Source organism: Exiguobacterium undae DSM 14481 (assembly GCF_000620805.1).
Taxonomy (GTDB): Bacteria; Bacillota; Bacilli; order Exiguobacteriales; family Exiguobacteriaceae; genus Exiguobacterium_A; species Exiguobacterium_A undae.
The window spans coordinates 2,338,407-2,356,417 of record NZ_KK211187.1 but is presented as its reverse complement, the minus strand read 5'-3'; the positions used below and the strand labels follow the sequence as shown (position 1 = coordinate 2,356,417).

Here is an 18,011-nt window from a genome sequence, read left to right as displayed (position 1 = left end):
AAGAAAGGATGAGGCGAAATGACTCCACGCGCCGCGTATGTCCACATTCCGTTTTGTGAACATATTTGTTACTATTGCGACTTTAATAAAGTCTTTTTAAAAAATCAGCCGGTCGCTGAATATCTGGATGCGTTAGAACGAGAAATCGAACTGACGTTACAACAGTATCCGACGGATCGACTCGAAACGATTTTTATCGGGGGAGGCACACCGACCGCCTTAAACGAAGATCAAATGCAACGTTTGATGGATATCATTAAAAAACATCTTTTACCGCTGACGGATGACACCCTGGAATATACGGTCGAATCCAATCCAGACGGCGTCTCGCCGGAAAAACTCGATATCATGAAAGCGGGCGGTGTCAACCGGGTCAGTTTTGGTGTCCAGTCGTTTGACGACGGATTACTCGAACGGATCGGTCGGACGCACCGGGAAGCTAAAGTGGCCGAGACATTGGCGCATGCTGCGAAACGATTTGATAACATCTCGGTGGATCTGATGTTCGGATTACCGAATCAAACGCTCGAACAAGTCCGGTATGATGTCGAACGGGCCTTGCGTTTACCGATTACGCATATTTCGTCATACTCTTTGATTCTTGAGCCGCATACGGTTTTTGCGATTCAAGAACGAAAAGGGAAGTTGCCGTTGCCGACACAGGATCTAGAGGCGGATATGTACCGTTTAATGATTGAAACGATTGAAGCCGGTGGATTGCATCAATATGAAATTTCGAACTTTTCTTTACCGGGTCGGGAAAGCCGGCATAACCGGGTCTACTGGGAAAATGACGAGTATTACGGATTTGGTGCCGGGTCACACAGTTACATCAACAAGACGCGTCGGGCGAACATCGCACCGATTCCGCACTACATCAAAGCGGAGGGATTACCGGTCCGCAATGAGACGCCGTTGACGGAAGTGGAACGGATGGAAGAAGAGATGTTTCTCGGACTACGTATGAAAGAAGGGGTGTCTGAACAGCACTTCGAAGCGAAATACGGGTACTCGCTTGACCAAGTCTTTGGACAGACGATTGCGAAATTGTTGCCGCGCGGGCTCGTCGAGCGGACAGCGACACATATCCGTTTGACAGATGCCGGTGTACCACTCGCCAATGAAGTGTTTGCCGAGTTTATCGGTGAGGCAGAGATTGAAGAGCAGAAAACAGATCAAGTTTAAAAATAAAACGGCGTCCATACAAAAGTATGCGGACGCCGTTTTATTTTTTGGGTTTTCGTAAAAAGTAGGCGGTTGTTCCGATGATGGCGATGAATACCCAGACGAACACACCGGCCATTGCAAACAGTTCCAGCATGGACCTCATCCTTTTCTTGTTTGTTTCACTGTATCGCAGAATGGGAAAGTCTTCAAAGGGTTCAGCAAATTGGTTGACATCATTTCCAGGATTCCTTATAGTAAAGATGTAATTAGCACTCGTTAAAAGTGAGTGCTAACAAAATAAGGTGGTGAAGAAGGTGCTGACGGATCGCCAATTGTTGATTTTACGTGCAATCGTCGATGATTATATCAAAACCGCTCAACCCGTCGGCTCACGGACGCTCTCAAAACGGAGTGACGTGACGTTCAGTTCCGCGACCATTCGAAATGAGATGGCGGACCTCGAAGAAATGGGATTGATTGAAAAGCCGCATACATCTGCCGGCCGAATTCCATCCGAGCTTGGATATCGATTTTATGTCGATCATCTGATTCGTCCGGAAAGCATCTCACCGCAAGAGGCAAAGGCGTTAAAATCGTTATTTGCCCATTCCGTGAATGAAAATGATCGGTTGATCCGACATACAGCGGACTTGTTGAGCGAATTGACACATTATACGACGCTTGTATTAGGTCCAAAAGAAGAAGGGCAACGCCTCCATCATTTAGAACTGATTCCCTTAGCAGAAGGCCGTGTCGTCATCGTTTTGGTGACGGAGACGGGGCATGTCGAACATAAGACACTTCAGCTCGCGGAAGCCCTCTCACGTGAGGCGGCAAGTCGCTTGATGGAACGATTGAACCAGACGTTACGCGGAACGCCGCTGAGCATGTTGCGTGGACGTCTGCTCGAAGAAATCAGACGGTTCCGTTCCGAGCATTCGGAACAGACGACCTTATTGTCAAAAGCACTTGATATCGTCTTGACGGACCAGGATGAAGGACGTCCCTTGATTTATCTCGGGGGAAAAGCCAACATGTTTGATCAGCCGGAATTTCAGGATGTCGCGAAATTGCGTCCAGTTCTCGAATTGATTGAACAGCAGGAAGCCTTGTTTGATTTTTTAAGTCCAAATCTCGATAATCAAATCTTGATTACGATTGGTAGCGAGAACAATGTCGATGCCCTGAAGGACTGTAGCGTGATCCGGGCGCATTATTCCGTAGATGGAATCTCACTCGGGACATTGGCGCTGATTGGTCCAAAACGGATGGATTACAATCGAGGCATCAACTCGATCATTCATCTTTTACAAGCATTCCAAACTGAGTTGCGTAAAAACAACTTAGATTGAATATAGAAAGGGGCTCGATTCAGAGTGGAAGAAAAAAAGCAGAATCAAAACCTCAATAATGAAGAAACTACCGAGCAACAAACAGAAGCAGTTGAAGTGACGGAAGAAGAAGTCGTACAGGCGGATCTCGTCGAAGAAGCACCGACACCGGATTTCGAAGCGCAACTGGCGGAAGCAAAAGCATCAGAATTACGCCTCCGTGCGGATTTCGACAACTTCAAACGTCGGAACCGGATTGAAGCCGAAAACCGTGCAAAGTACTCGTCTCAGACCATCGTCGAAAAGTTACTCCCGTTAGTGGATAACCTCGATCGTGCGTTACAGATTGAATCGGACAACGAAGAAACGAAGTCTGTTTTAGCGGGTGTCGAGATGGTTAAACGTCAATTGGTGGAAACACTCCAAAATGAAGGCGTCGTTGAGATTCCAGCAGTTGGAGAAGCCTTTGATCCGAACCTGCATCAGGCAGTCGTTCAGGAGCCGAGTGAAGAGCACGAATCAGGCGTCGTGACAGCTGAATTCCAAAAAGGGTACAAATTACACGATCGTGTCATCCGCCCAAGTATGGTCAAAGTCGCAGAATAAGATGTCCTTGAAACTACAATAACTATTCGAAGGTGAGGAATTTATCATGGCAAAAATCATTGGTATTGACTTAGGAACTACAAACTCATGTGTCGCAGTAATGGAAGGCGGAGAGCCGGTCGTTATCGCAAACGCAGAAGGAAACCGGACGACACCATCTGTCGTTGCCTTTAAAAACGGCGAGCGTCAAGTCGGGGAAGTCGCAAAACGTCAAGCCATCACAAACCCGAACACAATCATGTCGATTAAACGTCACATGGGTACAGACTATAAAGTTGAAGTCGAAGGCAAAGACTACACGCCACAAGAAGTATCTGCCATCATTCTTCAAAAACTCAAAGCTCAAGCAGAAGATTACCTCGGTGAAAAAGTAACGGAAGCTGTCATCACGGTTCCTGCTTACTTCAACGATGCTGAGCGTCAAGCGACAAAAGACGCAGGAACAATCGCTGGTCTTGACGTCAAACGGATCATCAACGAGCCGACAGCAGCAGCACTTGCATACGGTCTTGAAAAAGGTGAAGACCACACGATCCTCATCTATGACCTAGGTGGCGGTACATTCGACGTTTCGATCCTTGAACTTGGAGACGGTGTCTTCGAAGTTGTTTCAACTGCCGGTGACAGCCGTCTTGGTGGCGATGACTTTGACCAAAAAATCATCGATCATCTAGTCGCAGAATTCAAAAAAGACAACGGCATTGATCTTGCACAAGATAAAATGGCGCTTCAACGTCTAAAAGATGCTGCTGAAAAAGCGAAGAAAGATCTTTCTGGTGTCTCTTCGACACAAATCAGCCTTCCGTTCATCACGGCCGGCGCAGCAGGTCCGCTTCACCTTGAAATGACATTGTCACGTGCGAAGTTCGACGATCTGACAGCTGATCTCGTAGAACGCACGATGGCTCCAACACGTCGTGCCCTCAGCGATGCTGGCATGACACCGGACAAAATCGACAAAATCATCCTCGTCGGTGGATCAACTCGTATTCCTGCTGTTCAAAAAGCAGTTCAAGACTTCACAGGCAAAGAATCATTCAAAGGGGTTAACCCGGATGAAGTGGTTGCCCTCGGAGCAGCTGTTCAAGGTGGCGTGTTGACAGGGGACGTTAAAGATGTTGTCCTTCTCGACGTAACACCACTCTCACTCGGAATCGAAACAATGGGTAGCGTGATGACGAAACTGATCGACCGTAACACGACGATCCCGACTTCGAAATCACAAGTCTTCTCAACAGCAGCTGACAATCAGCCGGCAGTAGACATCCATGTTCTTCAAGGCGAACGTCCAATGGCGTCAGACAACAAAACGCTTGGTCGTTTCCAATTGACAGACATTCCGCCAGCACAACGTGGTGTGCCGCAAATCGAAGTTAAATTCGACATCGATGCAAACGGAATCGTTAACGTATCAGCGAAAGATCTTGGTACGAACAAAGAACAATCGATCACAATCCAATCATCAAGCGGCTTGACTGAAGCAGACATCGACCAAATGGTCAAAGATGCTGAAGCGAACGCAGATGCAGACAACAAACGTAAAGAAGAAGTGGAACTTCGCAACGAAGCGGATCAACTCGTCTTCGCAACAGATAAAGCGGTCAAAGACCTCGGTGAGCAAATTGACGCAGCAGATAAAGAAAAAGCAGAAGCAGCGAAAGAAAAAGTCACGACTGCACTTGCAGGAACAGACATCGAAGCGATTCGTGCTGCGAAAGACGAATTATCGACAGTCGTTCAAGAGTTGACACAAAAAGTCTACGAAAACATGTCTCAACAACAAGCTGGCGCTGAAGGCGCACAAGCAGGCGGACAAGACGACAACGTCATGGACGCTGAATTCGAAGAAGTCGACGACAAAGACAACAAATAAGTAACCGACCGATTTTTCGGGCGCTAGAGAGAGCCAAAGCGTAATCCGCGCTTTGGCTCTTTCCATGTCGCATGAAGTTCGGTAAAATCAAACAGTATGAATTGAATCGGAACCAAAGAGAGGGAGAATGCACGTGGAAAAACGCGATTATTATGAAGTGTTGGGCGTCGCGCGCGATGCCTCAGCAGCAGAAATCAAACGAGCTTACCGAAAACTTGCCCGGACATACCATCCGGATGTTAACAAGGAAGCCGATGCCGACCAAAAATTCAAAGAGCTGTCTGAAGCGTATGAAGTATTGTCAGACGACAATCAACGGGCACGCTACGACCAGTTCGGTCACCAAGATCCATCACAAGGTGGCGGCGGGTTCGGCGGAGCGGAAGGATTCGGCGACATCTTTGACATGTTCTTCGGCGGCGGACGCCGTCAAGATCCGAATGCTCCACGCAAAGGACAGGATTTGCAATATGTCGAAGAAATCGACTTCATGGAAGCGTTCGCGGGTGTCGAGAAAGTCATCACGATTCCGGTCGAAGAAGACTGCGGAACATGTCACGGTTCAGGTGCCAAACCGGGAACACATCCGGAAACATGTAAACGTTGTGGTGGATCAGGACACATCAACGTCGAGCAAAACACGATGTTTGGTCGTGTCGTCAATCAAACGACATGTTCAACGTGTCATGGACGCGGGCAAATCGTCAAAGAACCATGTGAAACATGTCGTGGTGCCGGACGTGTCCGTAAAAACAAAGATGTCCGTGTCAAGATTCCAGCCGGGATCGACAACGGGCAACAGATCCGCTTGGCCGGTAAAGGGGAAGCGGGTGTCAATGGTGGACCGTTCGGAGATCTGTATGTCGTCGTTCGTGTACGGGAACATGAATTGTTTGAACGGGTCGACGATCATATCGTCATGGACATGCCGTTGACATTCACACAAGCGACGCTTGGAGACGAAATCGAAGTACCGACTGTTCACGGAAAGGTCAGTTTGAAAATTCCAGCGGGCACACAAACAGGTTCACGTTTCCGTCTGCGCGGCAAAGGGATGCCAAACGTCCGTTCAGGTCATCACGGAGATCAATACGTCAACGTCGTCATCATCACACCAAAAAACCTGACGGACCGCCAAAAGGAATTACTCCGTGAGTTTAACGAAATCAGTGACGAAAAAGGTGTCGAGGAACAACACGAAGGCGTATTCAGCCGGATCAAAACATTCTTTACAGGGTGATTCACTAAAGGAGCGTGACAGGAAATGAAATGGTCAGAAGTCTGTGTCCATACGACACAAGAAGCAATCGAAGCAGTCTCGAACATCTTACATGAGGCGGGAGCGAGTGGTGTCGTCATCGAGGACGTAGAGGATTTCGAGATGATGTCGCATCGTGAAGACAACTTCGGTGAAATTTGGGATGAGAAGAAGCGCGATGAATATCCGGACAGCGGTGTTCTCGTCAAAGCGTATCTTGCGGAAAGCAGTGATTTGACGGATACGATCAAAGGAATCGAGCGCGATATTCAGATGCTGACGAAATTCGGTCTGACGATTGGTGCAGGAACTGTCACGCTGACACAAGTGGACGAAGAAGACTGGGCCCATTCGTGGAAACAGTTTTATAAACCCGTTAAAATCAGCCGTCATCTGACGGTCGTTCCAATGTGGGAAGACTACACACCGCAACCGGATGAAAAAATCATCGAACTCGATCCCGGGATGGCATTTGGAACAGGAACACATCCGACGACAGTCCTTTGTATTCAGGCGATTGAAAATTACCTGAAAGACAACGACCGTGTTGTCGATGTCGGAACGGGTTCAGGTGTTCTGGCGATTGCAGCAGCCAAACTCGGGGCAAAGGATGTCTTTGCACTTGATTTGGATGAAGTGGCGGTTCGTTCGGCAACGGATAACGTGGCACTAAATCAAGTCAGCCAGCAAGTGACGGTCCGTCAAGGCGATTTGATGAAGGAATTGAAAGAACCGGTCGAACTGATTGTCGCCAATATCCTGGCGGAAGTCATCTTACTATTCGTAAACGATGCGTATGAGTTGACGCTTCCGGGCGGACACTTCATTGCATCGGGCATCATAGGTCAGAAAAAAGACATGGTACGTGACGCAATGATCGATGCCGGGTTCACAATCGTTGAGACGACGAAGCTCGAGGACTGGGTCGCGATTATCGCGAAACGCGAGGCTTAAGCCGATGCAACGATATTTCATAGATCCGACCGCACGTGTAGGAAATACCTTCACGCTCTCAAAAGACGATGCCCATCATATGAAAAACGTCATGCGGATGGATGTCGGCGATGAGATTTTGGTGTTAGACGGAACGGGACTGTTCCGTTGCCGAATCGACCAACTCGAAAAGCAAACGGCCGTCGCGGAAATGATTGAAGAATTACCGATTGAAACGGAACTCCCGATCCAGGTGACGATTGCGTACGCGTTACCGAAAGGGGATAAGGTCGAACTGGTTGCCCAAAAAGCGACGGAGCTTGGCGTCAGTCAGCTGCTTGTTTTTGAATCGGCCCGCTCGGTCTCGAAATGGGATGCCAAAAAAATCCCGAAAAAGCTTGAACGGCTCCAGAAAATCATCAAAGAAGCAGCCGAACAATCGTACCGGGCGCACTTGCCGACGGTTGACTATGTGACGTATGATGAAGTCCTACAAGACGCGGGCAACTATACGGCGTGTCTGATCGCCTATGAAGAAGCGGCGAAAGACGGGGAAGCGGCAGCTTTCGCTTCTACGCTGTCACGGTTGCAAGCCGGTGATTCCTTATTGGTCGTAATCGGTCCGGAAGGTGGACTCACGGAAACGGAAGTATCGCGTTTAACCGATGTGGGCTTCGTGCCGGCATCACTCGGACGACGGATTTTACGGACGGAAACGGCACCACTTTATGTCCTGTCCGCCGTATCGTATCATTTTGAATTGAAAGGGTGAGTGAAATGGCAACTGTTGCCTTTCAAACGCTTGGTTGTAAAGTCAATCATTACGAGACAGAAGCCGTCTGGCAACTGTTCAAGGATGCGGGATATGGACGTGTTGACTTTGCAGATCATGCCGACGTTTATGTCGTCAATACATGTACAGTAACAAATACGGGCGACAAAAAGAGCCGCCAAGTCATCCGACGGGCAATCCGTCAAAATCCAGACAGTGTCATCTGTGTCACCGGTTGTTATGCCCAGACATCTCCTGCTGAAATCATGGCGATTCCGGGAGTCGATGTCGTCGTCGGGACACAGGACCGCCACAAGATGATTGGTTACATCGAACAGTTCCGCGAAGAACGGATGCCGATCAACGCCGTCGGGAACATCATGAAGGCAAAAGTGTATGAAGAACTCGACGTCCCGGCCTTTACGGACCGGACGCGGGCTTCCCTGAAGATTCAAGAAGGCTGCAACAACTTCTGTACGTTTTGTATCATTCCGTGGGCACGTGGTCTGATGCGTTCCCGTCAACCGGAAGATGTCTTGAAGCAAGCACAACAATTAGTGGATGCAGGTTATAAGGAAATCGTTCTGACCGGTATTCACACGGGCGGTTACGGGGAAGACCTCAAAGACTACAACTTAGCGAAATTGTTAAAAGCGCTCGAGTCCGTGACAGGTCTCGAACGGCTTCGGATTTCTTCGATTGAAGCAAGCCAAATCACAGATGAAGTACTCGACGTCTTAAAAGATTCGCCGATCGTCGTCCGACATCTTCATGTTCCGATTCAATCGGCATCGGATACGGTCTTGCGCCGGATGCGCCGGAAGTATACGATGGCGGAGTTCGGTGAACGGATCACGCGCTTAAAAGAAGTCTTACCGGATTGTGCGATCACGTCTGACGTCATCGTCGGTTTCCCGGGGGAGACGGAAGAAGAGTTTATGGAGACGTTTAACTTCATCAACGATCATAAGTTCAGTGAACTGCATGTCTTCCCGTATTCGAAACGGACCGGTACACCGGCTGCGATGATGGATGATCAAGTCGATGAGAACATCAAAGAACAACGTGTCGCCCGGTTGATTGCTTTGTCGGATCAACTGGCGAAAGAATATGCATCGAAATACGAGGGAGAACTGCTTGAAATCATTCCGGAAGAATTTTCGGAAGAAGCAGGCGGTCGTCTTGTCGGTTATACCGATAATTACTTACGTGTCGCGATCGAAGGGGACGAATCATTGATTGGTCAACTCGTTCGTGTCAAAATTACCAAAGCCGGTTATCCAATGAACGACGGACAATTTGTCCGTATCATGGAGACATTAAAAGAACAAGCGATCTGAAATGAGTTCGTCTTCCGGTAACCGGAAGACGAACTTTATTTTTGGTGCGATAAATTATTTTGTTTTCAGGTAACGGATACGCTACACTGAGTAAAGATTACACAAGAGAAAGAGGACACAAACTTATGCGAATTAATAAATTCATCAGTGAAACAGGATATTGTTCCCGGCGGGCAGCCGATAAATTAATCGATGCCGGACGTGTGACGATCAACGGAAACGTAGCCGAACTCGGCTCTCAGGTCGAAAAAACAGATGCCGTCGAGATCGATGGACAACCGTTACAAGCGAAGCCGGAACTTGAGTATTTGATCTTAAACAAACCGGTCGGAATCACGTGTACGACAGAGCGTGATATCGAAGGGAACATCATTGATTTCGTCAATCATCCGAAACGGATTTTCCCGATTGGACGACTTGATAAAGATTCTGACGGACTGATCATCCTGACGAACGACGGGGATATCGTCAACCGGATTTTACGTGCGGAAAACAACCACGATAAAGAGTACATCGTAACGGTCGACGCACCGATTACGGAAACGTTTATCGAAGGTATGGCAAGCGGCGTCGACATTCTTGGAACGACGACGAAGGAATGTGTCGTTGAACAGCTCGAGTCGCGGACGTTCCGAATCGTTTTGACACAAGGGTTGAACCGGCAAATTCGCCGGATGTGCAAAGAGTTCGGTTACCGGGTCAAACGCCTGCAACGTGTCCGGATCATGAACGTCGAACTCGGTGATTTACCGATCGGGGAATGGCGCGACTTGACGGAGTCGGAAATGAAGACCTTGTTCCAGATTCTCGATCAACAATAAGCTGAAAAAGTCGCCATGATGATGGCGGCTTTACTTGTATACATATAAGGAAAAGGGGGTTCATCGTGGATAAACGGGGAATGAGTGCGACGTTTGTCGCCTATGTGATCGGCGGATTGCTGCCGATTTATAAACTGTTTGCGGATGAGGTACCGGCGTGGACAGTCGTCTCAATCCGAATCATCAGTGCCTTTATCTTTGTTACGTTGTTACTGCGACTGACAGGGAAGTTTAAGCACGTCAAGCAACTCTGGCAAAGTAAACGTCAACGCAATACCGTTTTAGGAGCAGGACTTGTCCTTGGGGGAAACTGGACCTTGTACCTGTACGCGATTGGCGAAGGATACATCGTCGAATCCTCGCTCGGCTATTACATCAATCCACTCGTCAGTGTCTTATTCGGCTTGTTGTTTTTTGGTGAACGTCTGAACCGGGCACAGCTTCTTGCGATGGCGAGCGCCATCACGGGTGTCCTGATTTTAACGTTTGGCTACGGAAAGTTTCCGATCATCGCGTTTTCACTTGCCATCTCGTTTGCTTTTTATGGTGTCCTCAAAAAAAAGGCGGCGGCCGAGCCGTTATCCGGTCTGTTTCTTGAGACGCTTGTCACGTTGCCGTTTGCTATGTTGACACTTGGGGTTACAGGAGCGAACCCGATTGCTCTTCCGACAGAAGCCTTGTTCGCCATCGTCATGCTTGGCGTAGCGACTGCGGTGCAATTGATGTTGTTCGGATACGGAATGCCGAAAATTCCGTTTGTCTATGTCGGGATTTTACAATATATCGCTCCGACCCTGACCTTGATTCTCGGTGTCTTTTTATTCAATGACGTCTTTACACCGATTCACTTCATCGCGTTCTTGTTCATTTGGTTGGCTGTCGCTGTCTTTACCATCAGCGGGATATCGAGCGGTCGGATGAAGATGAAAAAAGTATCGTGATCCAGAAAAGAGGAAACTAATAATGAATAAATCGGGTTTGTTTGCGACATTAGCCGCCTACGTCATTTGGGGTTTGTTGCCGATTTACTGGAAGTTGCTCGCCAGTGTCTCGAGCGAAGAAATTTTAGCGCACCGGATTGTCTGGTCGTTCATTTTTTTACTGCTGTTATTATATGTTCAAAAGGCATTGCCAAAGTTTACCGGAGCGTTGAAAAATCCGTTCACCCGACGACTTTTTTTTCTGAACGGGCTGATCATCAGCATGAACTGGTTCATCTACATCTGGGCGGTCAATCATAACTTCATCGTCGAGGCCTCGCTCGGCTATTACATCAATCCGATTGTCAGCATTATTTTCGGGGTGTTCTTTTTCCGGGAAAAACTGTCGCGGATCGAGTGGCTTGCGATTCTGCTTGCAACGATCGGTGTCTTGATCCTGACGATCGGCTATGGGAAATTTCCTTGGATTTCCTTGGCACTAGCCTTCAGCTTTGGTTTTTACGGCGTCGTCAAAAAACAACGTCCTTTAGAATCAACGGTCAGTCTGACGATTGAGACGCTCGCGCCATTACCAATCGCAATCCTGTTCTTAGGCTACATGGGTGTCAGCGGACAAGAAACGTTTACGTCGTCCGGTTTCGTGACGACTGGACTTGTATTGACCGGTGTCATCACGGCCGTTCCGTTGTTATTGTTCGGATTTGGCGCCCAACGGATTCCGTTTACGGTCGTCGGTTTTCTACAGTTCGTCGCTCCGACGTTGTCGCTTGCCATCGGTGTCCTCCTGTACGGCGAACCCTTTACGGGAACTCACTTGATTGCGTTTACATTTATTTGGTCGGCAGCTTTCGTCTTTACACTAAACGGTTTGTTGATTCGAAAAAAACAACTGCGGAAAGTAGCGTAAAAAGATAGAAGTCTGACCTCTTGCGTGATAGAATGGAAACAGAGTATAAGGGATACCCTTAAGGAGGAACTAATCATGAATTTAGCAGCAATGATCGACCACACGGCTTTAAAAGCAGAAACGTCACGTGCCCAAATCGAAACACTTTGTAAAGAAGCACTCGAATACAAATTTGCAAGCGTTTGTGTCAACCCGACAAACGTTGCACTCGCAGCAGAACTCTTAAAATCAGACGATGCCGTCAAAGTCTGTACGGTGATCGGCTTCCCACTCGGTGCGAACACACCAGAAGTGAAAGCATTTGAAACACAAGATACCATCAAAAACGGTGCAACAGAAATCGATATGGTGTTAAACATCGGTGCGTTAAAAGACGGCGATCTTTCACTCGTTGAACGCGACATCCGTGCGGTTGTCGAAGCGGCAAACGGCACACTTGTCAAAGTCATCTTTGAGAACTGCCTCTTAACAAAAGAAGAAATCAAAACAGCTGCTGAATTATCAGTCAAAGCAGGCGCAGATTTCGTTAAGACGTCAACTGGTTTCTCAACAGGCGGCGCAACAGTAGAAGACATTCGTCTCATGCGTGAGACAGTCGGACCTGACATCGGTGTGAAAGCATCAGGTGGTGTCCGTGACTTCGAAGGAGCAAAAGCGATGATCGATGCCGGCGCAACACGCATCGGCGCTTCTGCCGGAATCGCGATCGTCACAGGCGGTTCTTCGGACAGCGATTACTAATTTAATCGGATTCACCCATCAGCGTGTCCTTTTTGCAACTTCTGTTGCGAGAAGGACATGTTTTTTTGTTTTAAAACAATTCTGAATTTGATTTTTAGGTTAAGAAGTCAGACAACCCTTCCGATAATCCAGTGTAGAACAGGGAGGGGAAGTGGAAAAATGTCAAAACGAATCGGTTTATCCTTACTTGCGCTGACAGTTGGTTTAGCGGGGTGCGGTAGCGTCATCGATGACCCACAACAAGCAGTAAAGGAGCGCCGGGAGATGGCGGTCGTATTATCGGATGTCGGATTAGGGGATCAGTCATTCAGCGATGCTGCAATGAGCGGCATGTCCTTACTTCGTGAAAAGGAAGATTGGTTCATTGATTATAGAGAACTGAATGAAACGAAGTCATACGAAGTGGCGTTTGCCACATTGGCCAAACAAAAACCAACCGTTGTCGTCGGTCTTGGTTTCATGGGGCAAGCAGATTTGGAGAAGGTCGCCAAGCAGTATCCGAAACAACAATTCGCATTGATTGATGCGGTCTCGGAGTTGCCGAATGTATTATCCGTCACGTTCAAAGAAGATGAGGGCAGTTACCTGGCAGGGGCAGCAGCGGCCATCCAATCAGAAAGTGAAACGATTGGCTTTATCGGCGGCATGAAGTCGCCACTCATCGAAAAGTTTGAAAAAGGATACAAAGCAGGGGCGACAGCCGTCAATCCGGATATCCGTGTCCTTGTGGATTATGCGGAAGATTTTGCCGCACCGGACAAAGGGAGACAACTGGCGGACGCCCAAATGAAAAAGAAGGCGGATGTGTTATACGCAGCGGCGGGATTAACCGGCAGCGGTGTCCTTGAAGCGGCGGAAGCGAACGGCAAAAAAGCGATTGGTGTCGACAGTGACCAGACAACGATTGCACCGGACGCCGTCATGACATCCATGCTGAAACAGGTCGATCTCGCGATTACGAAAATCGGGGACACGGTCAAGGAATCCGGTCTGCAATCCGGTCAAATCGTGTTAGGGGTGAAGGACGGAGCGATTCAATTGGCACCGATTCGTAATGCCAACTTCACACCAAAAGAACTGCAACAGCTCGAACAATTGAAACAAGATGTATTGGAAGGAAAGGTGGATGTACAATGACGTTACGAAAACGATTTTTAGTTTCGACGCTCGTGACAATCGTCAGTGTCGTCGCCTTGATGGGTTGGACGTTATTTGAGTTGCGGCAAATTCAATCGTACAACGAAGATTACGGAAAACAGCTCGTTGAGATTTCTGAACTGGAGACGAAACTATTGTATGAGCAGGCGGCATGGAACCGTCTGGCGAGCCAACCTTCAGAAAACCAAAAGGAACAGGCACTCGCCCTCAGTCAGAAAAATGAGGCGGCATTAAATGCGCTCCAAAAAGCATACTTGATTGACCGTTTTCAACAGGACTTGGACCGGGCAAAAATGAAGTATACGGCCTTATCTTCCGAACGGGAAACGTTGCTGAACGAACTCAATCCGATTACGATCCGGTCGTACGCAGCACGGATTGAGGGTGTATTGAGTGATCTGTATACGTTACATACGAAAAACGGTGAGTTTTATGATGTCTTGCAACAAGAGGCAAAAGACAAGACGTTGAACCTGACACGTTCTGTCCTGATTGCGACGTTTGTTTTGCTCATTGCCTTGGCACTTTATAACTGGTATTTTGCTCGCAGCATCACACGCCCGATCAGCCGTGTCGTCAAAACGGCGGAACAGATTTCGCAAGGCGATGTGTCGCAACAACTGCAAGTTTCCGGACGGACGGATGAGATCGGCCGACTCGAGTCGGCGATTGCCCAGATGCAAGGTACACTTCACGGGGTGATCGGTACAATCAGTCAAACATCGACGACCATCAATCAGATGAGCGAACAGGCGACAGCTGAAAATGCCAATATCGTCGAAGTGTCCGGAAACATGACACATGCGATCAACGAAATGGCAAGCGGCACCCAAACCGTCTCGGACGATCTGCAGATGACGGTCAGTACGATTACAAACATGAGTACGTTGTTCGAGCAGAGTGAACAACGGGCGCAACAGGCGTTAAGCCAGGGACAACTGGCAGATACGACGATGGGGAAAAGCGCGACGATTATGCAGGAACAGGCAGAATCACTCGAAACGGCGTCCCTTCAAAATCAGGAACTCGGTCGCAAACTGGCCGGATTCCTGCAGCAAACCCAACAGATTGAACAGATGGCACAACTTGTCTCAAGCGTCTCCGCCCAAACCAATCTGCTGTCGTTAAACGCGGCAATCGAAGCGGCACGAGCCGGAGAAGCAGGACGTGGGTTTGCAGTGGTTGCAAGTGAAGTGAAGAAGTTGGCGGACGAAACCCATCAAGCGACCCGCTCGATCTTTTCACTTGTTCGCTCGATTCGTGCGGACGGAGCGATTTTACAAGAAGCCTTGCTTCGCTCAGAAAAAGAACAGGAACATCAAGTTCAAAACTTTGCAGAAGTCAAATTGGCATTTGAAAAAACACGGACGCATGTCGCCGATGTCACGGAAGCTGTCCACTTCATGACGACGCAGTTGCTCCAGTCGAAAGATCAAGCCAATCAAGTCGTGAATCAAGTCAGTTCGGTCAGTGGTGTGATGGAGGAGTTGGCAGCCGGAAATGAAGAAGTCGCTGCTTCGATGCGCGATCAACAAGCATCGTTTGAACAGATTCATCAACTGATGCAAGAGCTTGAGCAGACGACGACCTCACTTGATCATCAAACGAGTCAATTTAAATTATAATGATGCAGGACAAAAACTCACCGTAAAAAATTACGGTGAGTTTGTCACGTTTTAGAAGAAATCACTTGGATTCAGTTCGTTTGTCCGACCGTTGGCATTGTACTGATAGCCACCGTCATGAATTTCAAAGTGAAGGTGTGGTCCAGTCGAATTTCCCGTACTGCCGAGGTTTCCGATCTGTTGACCTTGTTTGACGTTTTGACCTGCTTTGACGGTCAGCGAGTTCATATGGGCATAGACGGTCGTATAGGTCTTGCCGCCGATATTATGCGAAAGATAAACGTGATTGCCGTAAGGACCACCAGAACTTGCCTGAATGACGACTCCGCTGGCGGAAGCGACGATTGGTGAATTAACGGGTCCCGCCAAGTCGATTCCATTATGATAGGCATATCCATTACTACCGCTCGCTGCTCCCATTCCCTGGGAAATCGAACCGGCAGCAGGCTTGATGAATTTCCCGGTTGCTTTCGAGATGACTTTTGTACTTGCTTTCGTACTGGAAGCAGGTTGCGCCGATTGCGCGGCTGCTTGTTGTTTAGCGGCTTTGGCAGCAGCTTTTGCTGCAGCTTCCTGCGCTTTTAATTGTGCTGAAGCATCTTTCAAGCTCAAGATGGTTGTCTCAATTGAACGTTTTTCTGATTTAAGACGGTTGAGCAAAGAGGTGCGTTTCGTTTTCTCTGCTTTCAGCTCGCGTTGTTTGTTCTTGAGGTTGGTCCGGTCATCAATCAAATCAAGTCGTGTCTGACGCAATTTTTTTTGAGCGGTTGCCAACTGTTGTTTGTTTTGTTCGTAGTCTTTTAATAATGAGGCATCACTTTCCGCAATCGTATTAAACGCATTAAAGCGGCTGATCATATCGCCGACATCTTTGGCCCCGAATACCGCTTCAAGTAAAGGATCTTGATCTGCTTTGGCTTGACGGACAGCCAGGCGGTCACCCAACATTGTTTCTTGTTTCGTGATTTTTTCTTTCAGCAGACGGATTTTTTGTTCAAGTCGCTTGATTTGTCGAGTATTCTGATCAATTTTTTGTTGATTCTCAACGACTTGTAACGTTAAGCCGTTGATTTGCTGATCGATGGCGTACACTTTTTGCTGTGCTTTCGACAGTTGTGTTTTCTTATTGGAAAGTGCTTGTTTTTGTTTTGACTGTTGCTGTTGATTTTGCTGTTGTTTTTCTTTATAAGAACCTGCGGCACCAACGTGGTTCGCAAGTGGATGAATGAGTAATGTCATGGTCATCAGCGTCAGACCAATCGATTGTCGTAAAGATGGCTTCATAATTAGAACGTTCCTTCCTTCCTTGATACAGATTCATGCTTTGGAAGCGATACCTGTTCCACTCTAACAAGAAAAGAGCCGTACCACCTTTACAATTTCATTAAAATATTATGTGGAAATTATCAGGGAGTACCACTTCGTTTATGGAAAATGAGGAGGGCATGATTTTCAATGAACTGCGAAAATCCGGTAACAGAGCGAAAAAAGAAGCTAAAATAAAAAAGTGAATGGCGCCATTCACTTTTAAAAGTCACTGATATGAGTTTGTAATATTAAAAAGATGCTGTACTGAAAAAGGTTTAATTCATTAAGAAAACGGATATTTTAGTAAGTTTTACTCTTCGTAAATCATTTTTTTAGTCATACCTCCGTCAAGGATCAACGTTTCACCCGTCAAGAAGTCATTTTCCGGATCAGTCAAAAACAAGGCTGCCCGAGCCACATCTTCCGGTTTTCCGACACGGCCGGCCGGATGTTGGCTGTGATCTTCCGGTGACAGTTCGTGATAGTTTCCCGTCTCGATCCAACCCGGAGCAATCGCGTTGACCAAGATCCGATCCGGTCCTAATGAAACGGCGAGTGCATGTGTCAAAGCAACAATTCCGCCTTTCGTGGCGGCGTAAGATTCCGTATCCGGTTCAGACATATAGGCGCGTGTCGAAGCAAGATTGACAATCCGTCCTCCGGTCGGATTTTTTTTCAAATGTGGTGCTGCGGCTTTGGTCGTCAGAAAAATACTGCGTAAATTCGTGTGCTGGACACGGTCCCACTCTTCGAGAGACAACTCGAGGATCGGCTTTCGAACGATGATTCCGGCGTTATTAATGACGATGTCGATTCTGCCGGTGTGTTCAAGTGCTTTGTCGATCAACAGTTGAACGTCGTGTTCGTCTTGGACATCCAGGTGATAGAAATAGGCCGTTCCGCCATCTGATTCAATGTCGGCTGCGACTTCGTCACCCGTCATTTGATCGACATCTGCTAAAATGACAGTTGCTCCTTTTTGGGCATACGTCTTCGCGAGCGTTGCGCCGATGCCGTTGGCGGCACCGGTGATGATGACTGTCTGGTTAACATGGTTCATTGTAAATCACTCCTAATCGGTGAGTATCGTGTATTGTGTTATCTGCTTTAATGGAATAGCCGAAAAGGAATCAATTAAAACCTGACAGGCTGAGTTAAGAAATGATTACCGGGATACTGTTTGGGGAATATAGTGATTAGGTAATACCACTACTATGCTGAATGGGGGAT

16 protein-coding genes are annotated in these 18,011 nt (G+C 47.8%); 14 read left to right on the top strand and 2 right to left on the bottom strand.

The genetic code is table 11. From position 1 onward, the window contains the following. Positions 1-18 precede the first annotated feature (18 nt). From hemW to P397_RS0112930, 14 genes are all read left to right on the top strand, one after another. Positions 19-1,185, top strand: coding sequence for a radical SAM family heme chaperone HemW (hemW, locus tag P397_RS0113000; RefSeq protein ID WP_028106821.1), 1,167 nt, complete (start codon positions 19-21; stop codon positions 1,183-1,185). Positions 1,186-1,481: 296 nt separating this feature from the next. Next, on the top strand, positions 1,482-2,519 hold the full coding sequence (gene hrcA, locus P397_RS0112990; RefSeq protein ID WP_026833676.1) for a heat-inducible transcriptional repressor HrcA: 1,038 nt from the start codon (positions 1,482-1,484) through the stop codon (positions 2,517-2,519). Positions 2,520-2,543: 24 nt separating this feature from the next. Beyond that, positions 2,544-3,104 (top strand): nucleotide exchange factor GrpE, encoded by a 561-nt coding sequence (gene grpE / locus P397_RS0112985; protein ID WP_028106820.1) that lies wholly within the window; start codon positions 2,544-2,546, stop codon positions 3,102-3,104. Between the two features lie 46 nt (positions 3,105-3,150). Further along, the gene (gene dnaK / locus P397_RS0112980) at positions 3,151-4,977 is read left to right on the top strand and encodes a molecular chaperone DnaK (protein WP_028106819.1); all 1,827 of its coding nucleotides are present in this window, start codon (positions 3,151-3,153) and stop codon (positions 4,975-4,977) included. 133 nt (positions 4,978-5,110) lie between these two features. Further along, the gene (dnaJ, locus tag P397_RS0112975) at positions 5,111-6,217 is read left to right on the top strand and encodes a molecular chaperone DnaJ (RefSeq protein WP_026833673.1); all 1,107 of its coding nucleotides are present in this window, start codon (positions 5,111-5,113) and stop codon (positions 6,215-6,217) included. A 24-nt stretch (positions 6,218-6,241) separates the two neighbouring features. Next, positions 6,242-7,189, top strand: a complete 948-nt coding sequence (gene prmA, locus P397_RS0112970; RefSeq protein WP_026833672.1) for a 50S ribosomal protein L11 methyltransferase — start codon at positions 6,242-6,244, stop codon at positions 7,187-7,189. Between the two features lie 4 nt (positions 7,190-7,193). After that, complete coding sequence (locus P397_RS0112965) at positions 7,194-7,940, top strand: 16S rRNA (uracil(1498)-N(3))-methyltransferase (RefSeq protein ID WP_028106818.1); 747 nt, start codon at positions 7,194-7,196, stop codon at positions 7,938-7,940. A gap of 5 nt (positions 7,941-7,945) precedes the next feature. Beyond that, the gene (gene mtaB / locus P397_RS0112960; RefSeq protein ID WP_026833670.1) at positions 7,946-9,280 is read left to right on the top strand and encodes a tRNA (N(6)-L-threonylcarbamoyladenosine(37)-C(2))-methylthiotransferase MtaB; all 1,335 of its coding nucleotides are present in this window, start codon (positions 7,946-7,948) and stop codon (positions 9,278-9,280) included. Between the two features lie 125 nt (positions 9,281-9,405). Beyond that, positions 9,406-10,101: a 23S rRNA pseudouridine(2604) synthase RluF gene (gene rluF, locus P397_RS0112955; protein ID WP_014969772.1), complete on the top strand. Its 696-nt coding sequence runs from the start codon at positions 9,406-9,408 to the stop codon at positions 10,099-10,101. A gap of 65 nt (positions 10,102-10,166) precedes the next feature. Then, the gene (gene rarD, locus P397_RS0112950; protein ID WP_028106817.1) at positions 10,167-11,042 is read left to right on the top strand and encodes an EamA family transporter RarD; all 876 of its coding nucleotides are present in this window, start codon (positions 10,167-10,169) and stop codon (positions 11,040-11,042) included. Between the two features lie 22 nt (positions 11,043-11,064). Next, the gene (gene rarD, locus P397_RS0112945) at positions 11,065-11,949 is read left to right on the top strand and encodes an EamA family transporter RarD (protein ID WP_026833667.1); all 885 of its coding nucleotides are present in this window, start codon (positions 11,065-11,067) and stop codon (positions 11,947-11,949) included. Positions 11,950-12,024: 75 nt separating this feature from the next. Next, positions 12,025-12,690: a deoxyribose-phosphate aldolase gene (deoC, locus tag P397_RS0112940; protein WP_028106816.1), complete on the top strand. Its 666-nt coding sequence runs from the start codon at positions 12,025-12,027 to the stop codon at positions 12,688-12,690. A gap of 159 nt (positions 12,691-12,849) precedes the next feature. After that, entirely contained in the window at positions 12,850-13,827 is a 978-nt protein-coding gene (locus P397_RS0112935) for a BMP family lipoprotein (RefSeq protein WP_028106815.1), read from the top strand. Beyond that, a complete protein-coding gene (locus P397_RS0112930) occupies positions 13,824-15,473 on the top strand; it encodes a methyl-accepting chemotaxis protein (protein WP_028106814.1) in 1,650 nt (549 codons plus the stop codon). The genes P397_RS0112935 and P397_RS0112930 overlap by 4 nt, the downstream gene beginning before the upstream one ends. A 51-nt stretch (positions 15,474-15,524) precedes the next feature. On the opposite strand, the gene P397_RS18135 is transcribed toward P397_RS0112930, so the two are convergent. Beyond that, positions 15,525-16,757 (bottom strand): murein hydrolase activator EnvC family protein, encoded by a 1,233-nt coding sequence (locus P397_RS18135; protein WP_028106813.1) that lies wholly within the window; start codon positions 16,755-16,757, stop codon positions 15,525-15,527. A 334-nt stretch (positions 16,758-17,091) separates the two neighbouring features. Further along, positions 17,092-17,841, bottom strand: a complete 750-nt coding sequence (locus P397_RS0112915; RefSeq protein WP_026833662.1) for an SDR family NAD(P)-dependent oxidoreductase — start codon at positions 17,839-17,841, stop codon at positions 17,092-17,094. Between the last annotated feature and the right edge of the window lie 170 nt (positions 17,842-18,011).